The sequence below is a fragment of the Sphingomonas sp. NPDC019816 genome, assembly GCF_050274375.1.
In the GTDB taxonomy this organism is placed as follows: domain Bacteria; phylum Pseudomonadota; class Alphaproteobacteria; order Sphingomonadales; family Sphingomonadaceae; genus Sphingomonas.
Map to the genome: position 1 here is coordinate 1 of NZ_JBNNOB010000185.1, position 5,420 is coordinate 5,420.

Here is a 5,420-nt window from a genome sequence, read left to right on the forward strand (position 1 = left end):
AAGGATGAAGATTTCAAAATGCTCGTCCGCGCTCAACTGATTATCCCAGCACTCGCCGATCGCCTTGCCCTTCGCGCCTCTGCTGGTGAAGCCGATCGCCACGCGCACGCGGTCGGGCAGGGGGGCGTCCAGCGCCTCGAACAGCGGAGCCATGCCCAGCGCCACGGCATTGAGCCAGCTTTCGCGGGTTTGGTGGGTCATCGTCCTTACTCCTCCCTTCAAATCGCCTGTCCGGCGATGGCCATGCCATCGGCCGGAACACGGACGCCCAAGAACGCCGGCGAGAGAGGGGGGCAGCGGGATTCGATGGGGGTGGTGCGGCCGCAGCGCAGCGAGGCACGGCCCCATCTAATCCCGTTGCGGGGGAGAGACGGCCGGGACCGCCTTTCCCCCTTGAACGAACATCGACGCCGGCGCACGCCGGCACCATGAAGCGAGATCCGCTTGCGATCTCGCCCCCGCCATGTGGGTCGTCACCTTGGGCCAAGACCGCTTGCGGGCTTGGGGAGCGAAGCGAGTAGGGCCACGGTGCCGCGCCAGCGGCAGGCGCATGTCCCCTGCCTGGATTGAAATTGTTGCTCAAATGAGCTACATTGTCGGCTTGACCAAGGAGGTTCCAATGGCCGCTACCGCTTTCGTGCGCGCGCGCATCGACGAAACATTGAAGGATGAAGCCGCCGCCGTGCTGGCCGAGCTGGGGCTGACCGTCTCGGATGTGGTCCGCATGACCCTCACGCGGGTTGCCAAGGATCATGCGTTGCCGTTCGAGCTGAAGGTGCCGAACGCCGAGACGCGCGCCGCGATCGAGGCGTCCCGCGCGACGATGAAGGCCCACCGCGCCCGTTTCACCGATGCCCAGGAAATGTTCGATGCCCTCGACCAAGAAGCCCACCAGCAGTAAGCGGGCTTCGTTCCCAAGAGAGGCGTCCTACGAAAAAAGGTTCGTCAAGGATTGGGAGCGACTGTCGCGCAGCGGGCGCTACAACATGAAACAGCTCAAGGAGGCGATGATGATGCTCATCGCCAACGACGCGCCGTTAGGCCCGGAATGGCTGGATCATCCGCTGAAAGGCGATTGGAGCGATCATCGCGAGTGCCATATCGGCGGCGATTTCCTGCTGATCTATACGATTGAGGGGAATCTGGTGAACTTCGTGCGCGCCGGCACTCATGCGGAACTGTTTGAATAGCCATGCGCGTAATCTTCATCCGTCACGGCGAATCCACCGGCAATGCCGGCGTGCCGTGCCACGATCTCGCGACGATCGAGCTGACGGAGCGCGGCCACGAACAGGCGAGGGCGGTCGCGGCGAGCTGGACGCAAGCGCCCGCGCTCATCGTCACGTCCCCCTATACCCGCACGCAGCAGACGGCCGCGCCGACGATCGCGCGCTTTCCCGGTGTGCCGGTCGAAGTGTGGCCGATCGAAGAGTTCACCTATCTGCAACCGGCGCGCTGGAACGGCACGCGCAGCGCCGAGAGGATGCCGCACCTCGAACGCTATTGGCAGGACGCGGACCCGGACTATTGCGACGGGGAGGGGGCAGAGAGCTTCGCCACGCTGCTCCGGCGCTGCGAGACGGCGCTAGACCGCCTCGCCGCCATGCCCACGGACTCGCTGGCCTATGTGTTCGGGCATGGGCAGTTCATCCAGGCCGCGCGCGCGATCGTCGCCGATGCCCATATGGATGACCGCGCCAAGATGCGAGCGTTCTGGCGCAAGGGCGAGCCGCCCGCGATCGGCAACGCGGAAAGGATCGGGTTCAGGTGGACTGAGGATCGCTGGGAATGTTCACTGGCACTCGACGCATAACCCCTCTCTTGGCGGCGATCCTGCTGGCCTCCTGCGCCAACACGCCGGAGCCTCCTACCAACAGCCATGTTGGGGCGCATCCATACTCGGCCGCCGAGCTAGAGCGCGCTTTTACGAATAGCCGATCCGCCTTGCCGCGCGATCTCTACGGGCCACTAGGAATAGTCATCGATGCCAGGCGCGGCGCGATCGTCATCAGCACCGCTTACGAACTGACCACGGCAGCACCGGATTTTTCGTGCGCGGCGCTGCGACCGTTACCCCCGCGCGATCTTGCGACCACTGTTCCCCTGATCGATGAGCGGGATTGCCAGACAATTCCGGCGAAATATTCCAAAGCACGGCCATTTATCGTGACCTACGATGCCGCGACCTTCCCGCCATCGGCTATGCAGGAAGCGCGCGGAATGCTCGCGGTGGAGAGGGGATGTGTCGTGCTCCGCGAAGCCAATGGTTCACGCCTGTTGGTCTGGCGACAGCCCGCGCAAATTACGCAGACGCAGGATGGATATCGCATCGAGCAGTTGGGCGCGTCCGCCGCGATCGGCGCGCCGGTCGCGCTGACAGGCACCGGCGGAAACACCGTCTCGCCTGCATTTGCACGACAACATGCCATTCCCTCCGACTGCCGCACATTCCCGACCTTCGCGGTTAACGGCATTTTGCCAGGAGAGTGATGTGAGGGTGGCCGCACTGTGCCTGTTCCTGCTGGTGAGCGCGTGCGGCCTGGGAGAGACCTCGCCATCGGTGGTCGAACAGACCCAGGATGGCGTCACCGCGCTCGTCCGAAACGATGTGCAGGAATCAGAAGACGGCCTGGTCGTGTCTGACGCGATTGAACGGCATGGCTTCGTGCGGCGGCAAGGATCGTGCCTTGTCGTGGACTACAGCGGCCAAGAATATTCGCCGGTATTCCGCACGCCAGCGACCTTTGACGCTACCCTGCAATCTGCAACCGCGAAGCCCTCCGCCCCGCTTCAATTGCTCGGCGGCCCTCTCTCCAAGGTGCGACGTGGATTCAGCGAAGAACTGGCCGAATTTTGCGGACGGCCCCTGTTCCTGCTGGTCGGGATCACGCCTTCGGTATTTCATAACCCCGTCGTGCCCGGTAAGGCGCGATAGTCAGTTGGCGCTGAAATAGGGGCCGGCACATTGCGAGGGCAGGGGAGTGGAAAGGGCCTCGGGAGGTATGCTCTCGCCGACGCCCCCGCCAAGTTGAATGCGTGGGCCGATCGGCACGCGCTGCCCGCTGTTGCCCAATATAACGGCAGCTCCGCGTCCCTCGGTCACGATCCGGGAGCCCTTGGGCCAAATGACAAGCGCCCTCGTTTTGCCCGCTCTGCCGACAAGCCGCAGACAGCCATCACGGGCAACGAGCCGGCCGGACGCTAGCGCCGTCAATGCTATCTCGGGATCGAACGATAGTGTTGGTAGCGCGATTCCTGACATGGGAGGCTCGCTCGTCGTAGCGCAGCCCTCAAGTCCCATCGCGGTTAAAAGCAAAGATGGCAAGAACGTGCTATACCGGCGCACTGATCGCCTCATGACAACACCGATAATCCGGTAGGCTCAGGCACCCAGCGTCCAGCTTGGCGGATAAGGCGGAATTGCATTCCATGCGCTCCGAGATTGCCGAATACGGCTGTCGCCCAAAAAGTCAGCACACCTTTCCGATCGCGAGATTCGACCCTCACCGTGTAGAGGATCGCTTCGGCCTTGGTCGCGGTGACGAACGGAGTGGCATCGGCCCTGCATTGGGAGGCGGGGAAGGCGGGCAAGCGCAGTAGCTCGGCCAATCGCCTGATCGTTCTTTCCGGGGCATCCTTAACAGCGCCATCGGCGAGGCCCTGCAGCCCGACACAAATCGCTTGCTTGCCTTCCCCCGGTCGCGCCCGCGCGACCGCCTCGTCGAACATCACGTCGATCTGCGCATCATCGAGGCCGCTAATGTCGGGAGCGCCAGGAACCGCGATGGCACTCCCGTTACCATGATAATTGGGGCCGGGCACTGGCGGGGGAGGGGGCGGCGGCAATTCCGACGAACTTGCTCGTTGGGGTGGTCCCTCCGCCACCGCCGGTTCTTTCGCCGGACTACATCCTGCGAGACTGATGGCCAGACTGACGACGATGGCGGCACCAGGCCATTGCAGCCCCGTCATCATGGCCGTTCCTGTAACCGCGAAATCGTCGCCTGGCTGACGTTGAACAGCGCCGCGACGGAACGCTGAGTGTCGCCGGCGTCGAGCTTGCGCCGTGCCTCGGCCTGCTGGTGGGGGGTGAGGGCGCTTTTGCGGCCGAACTTGACCCCGCGCGCCTTGGCCTGGGCGCGGCCGGCGCTGGTGCGCTCGACGATCCGCTGGCGCTCCCAGCTCGCCGCGACGCCCAGCACCGCGATCACGACCTCGGCGAGCTGCGATGTCGTGTCCAGCATCGGCTCGGCGATCGAGCGGAAGCCGGCGCCGGTCTCCTTGACCGCGTGCAGGATGTTGAGCAGGTCACGCGTGTTGCGGGCGAGGCGATCGGTCGCCGTCACCATCAGCACGTCGCCGGGATCGAGCGCGCCGATCGCGCGCTTGAGCTGAGGCCGCTCGGCCGACGCGCCGCTGATCTTCTCGCGGTAGATCTTCGTGCAGCCGGCCGCCTCAAGCTGGGCGAGCTGCTGGGCCAGGTCCTGGCCGTTGGTCGAGACGCGCGCATAGCCGTAAATCATGCCGCGATTCTGCATCAGATTTTTGCATCAGGGAAGGGCGCGGATGTAAACGCTCGCGCTGAATGACTGACCGGCTGACGCCGGTAGGTTCATGGCGAAGGGCTGAAGCCTTGCTTGTGGGTATGGCGGTCGAGATAGCGCATGATGATATCGTCGGTGATGTTTCCGGACGTGGTTGAGAAGTAGCCACGCTGCCAGAAGCGCTGGCCCCAGTAGCGCTTGCGGATATGCTCGAACTCCTGCTGGATCTTGCGCGAGGACCGCCCCTTGACCCGGCGCACGAAGTCGCTGACCGAGATATGCGGTGGGATTTCAACGAACATATGGACGTGATCGCGTGAAAGCGCGCCATTGACGATCGTCACGCCCATTTCGACACAGACCTGCTTGATGATCTCGCGCACCCTGAGGCGGACCTCGCCGTGCAACACCTTGAAACGGTATTTGGGCGCCCAGACGATATGATAGCGATGATGAAAGGTCGTGTGGCAACCACTCGAATAGCCCATAGCAGGTATCCTCGGGAAAGTGAGACTTCACGCCTTTCAGGCGGTCTCACTTTCCCGAGGATACCTGCTATTATGCGAGTCTATGGCTGAAGCCAGTATCCGACTGAAGTCGGAGGGGTTGCTCCCAAAGCGTGACGCTAAATGGCGGCGTTCTGATCGCGCTATTTGTCAGTTGCCGGGTCCGATGACGAGGCAATCGCGCGCGGCCTGAACGATGTCAGCGGTGACCTCCTCGACGCGGTTGAGGGTCATGATCCGCCGCATCTGCGCGAACAGGCGCTCCATGAAAAAAAAAAAAAAAAAAAAAAAAAAAAAAAAAAAAAAAAAAAAAAAAAAAACCAAAAAAACCCCCCCCCCACCCCCCCCCCCCCCCCCGCTCCCCCCTTTT

General features: G+C 63.0%; 9 protein-coding genes and 1 pseudogene. 5 read left to right on the forward strand and 5 right to left on the reverse strand.

Annotated elements, in window-relative coordinates; translation table 11 throughout:
* Positions 1 to 201: pseudogene (locus ACQKJZ_RS17780) on the reverse strand (transcription elongation protein SprT); the annotation flags it as partial.
* A gap of 418 nt (positions 202 to 619) precedes the next feature.
* On the opposite strand from ACQKJZ_RS17780, the gene ACQKJZ_RS17785 reads away from it, so the two are divergent.
* The 5 genes from ACQKJZ_RS17785 to ACQKJZ_RS17805 are packed head-to-tail and all read left to right on the forward strand — an operon-like array spanning position 620 to position 2,935.
* Positions 620 to 901 (forward strand): type II toxin-antitoxin system RelB/DinJ family antitoxin, encoded by a 282-nt coding sequence (locus ACQKJZ_RS17785; RefSeq protein WP_010339220.1) that lies wholly within the window; start codon positions 620 to 622, stop codon positions 899 to 901.
* Positions 870 to 1,190, forward strand: a complete 321-nt coding sequence (locus ACQKJZ_RS17790; RefSeq protein ID WP_029547945.1) for a type II toxin-antitoxin system YafQ family toxin — start codon at positions 870 to 872, stop codon at positions 1,188 to 1,190. The genes ACQKJZ_RS17785 and ACQKJZ_RS17790 overlap by 32 nt, the downstream gene beginning before the upstream one ends.
* A 2-nt stretch (positions 1,191 to 1,192) precedes the next feature.
* On the forward strand, positions 1,193 to 1,813 hold the full coding sequence (locus tag ACQKJZ_RS17795; protein WP_010339222.1) for a histidine phosphatase family protein: 621 nt from the start codon (positions 1,193 to 1,195) through the stop codon (positions 1,811 to 1,813).
* Between the two features lie 8 nt (positions 1,814 to 1,821).
* On the forward strand, positions 1,822 to 2,490 hold the full coding sequence (locus ACQKJZ_RS17800; RefSeq protein ID WP_126053495.1) for a hypothetical protein: 669 nt from the start codon (positions 1,822 to 1,824) through the stop codon (positions 2,488 to 2,490).
* 7 nt (positions 2,491 to 2,497) lie between these two features.
* Positions 2,498 to 2,935 carry a hypothetical protein gene (locus ACQKJZ_RS17805; RefSeq protein WP_010339224.1) on the forward strand — a complete coding sequence of 146 codons (438 nt, stop codon included), beginning with the start codon at positions 2,498 to 2,500 and terminating at the stop codon, positions 2,933 to 2,935.
* A 419-nt stretch (positions 2,936 to 3,354) separates the two neighbouring features.
* Here the strand turns inward: ACQKJZ_RS17805 and ACQKJZ_RS17810 are convergent, their stop codons facing one another.
* The 4 genes from ACQKJZ_RS17810 to ACQKJZ_RS17825 all read right to left on the reverse strand — a co-directional run bounded on the left by ACQKJZ_RS17810 (position 3,355) and on the right by ACQKJZ_RS17825 (position 5,374).
* Positions 3,355 to 3,975, reverse strand: coding sequence for a hypothetical protein (locus tag ACQKJZ_RS17810; RefSeq protein WP_126053496.1), 621 nt, complete (start codon positions 3,973 to 3,975; stop codon positions 3,355 to 3,357).
* A complete protein-coding gene (locus ACQKJZ_RS17815; RefSeq protein WP_037525727.1) occupies positions 3,972 to 4,523 on the reverse strand; it encodes a recombinase family protein in 552 nt (183 codons plus the stop codon). Before ACQKJZ_RS17815 ends, ACQKJZ_RS17810 begins: the two co-directional genes overlap by 4 nt.
* 89 nt (positions 4,524 to 4,612) lie before the next feature.
* Positions 4,613 to 5,032, reverse strand: coding sequence for an IS200/IS605 family transposase (gene tnpA / locus ACQKJZ_RS17820; RefSeq protein ID WP_010339227.1), 420 nt, complete (start codon positions 5,030 to 5,032; stop codon positions 4,613 to 4,615).
* Between the two features lie 168 nt (positions 5,033 to 5,200).
* Positions 5,201 to 5,374, reverse strand: coding sequence for a hypothetical protein (locus tag ACQKJZ_RS17825; protein WP_427732855.1), 174 nt, complete (start codon positions 5,372 to 5,374; stop codon positions 5,201 to 5,203).
* Between the last annotated feature and the right edge of the window lie 46 nt (positions 5,375 to 5,420).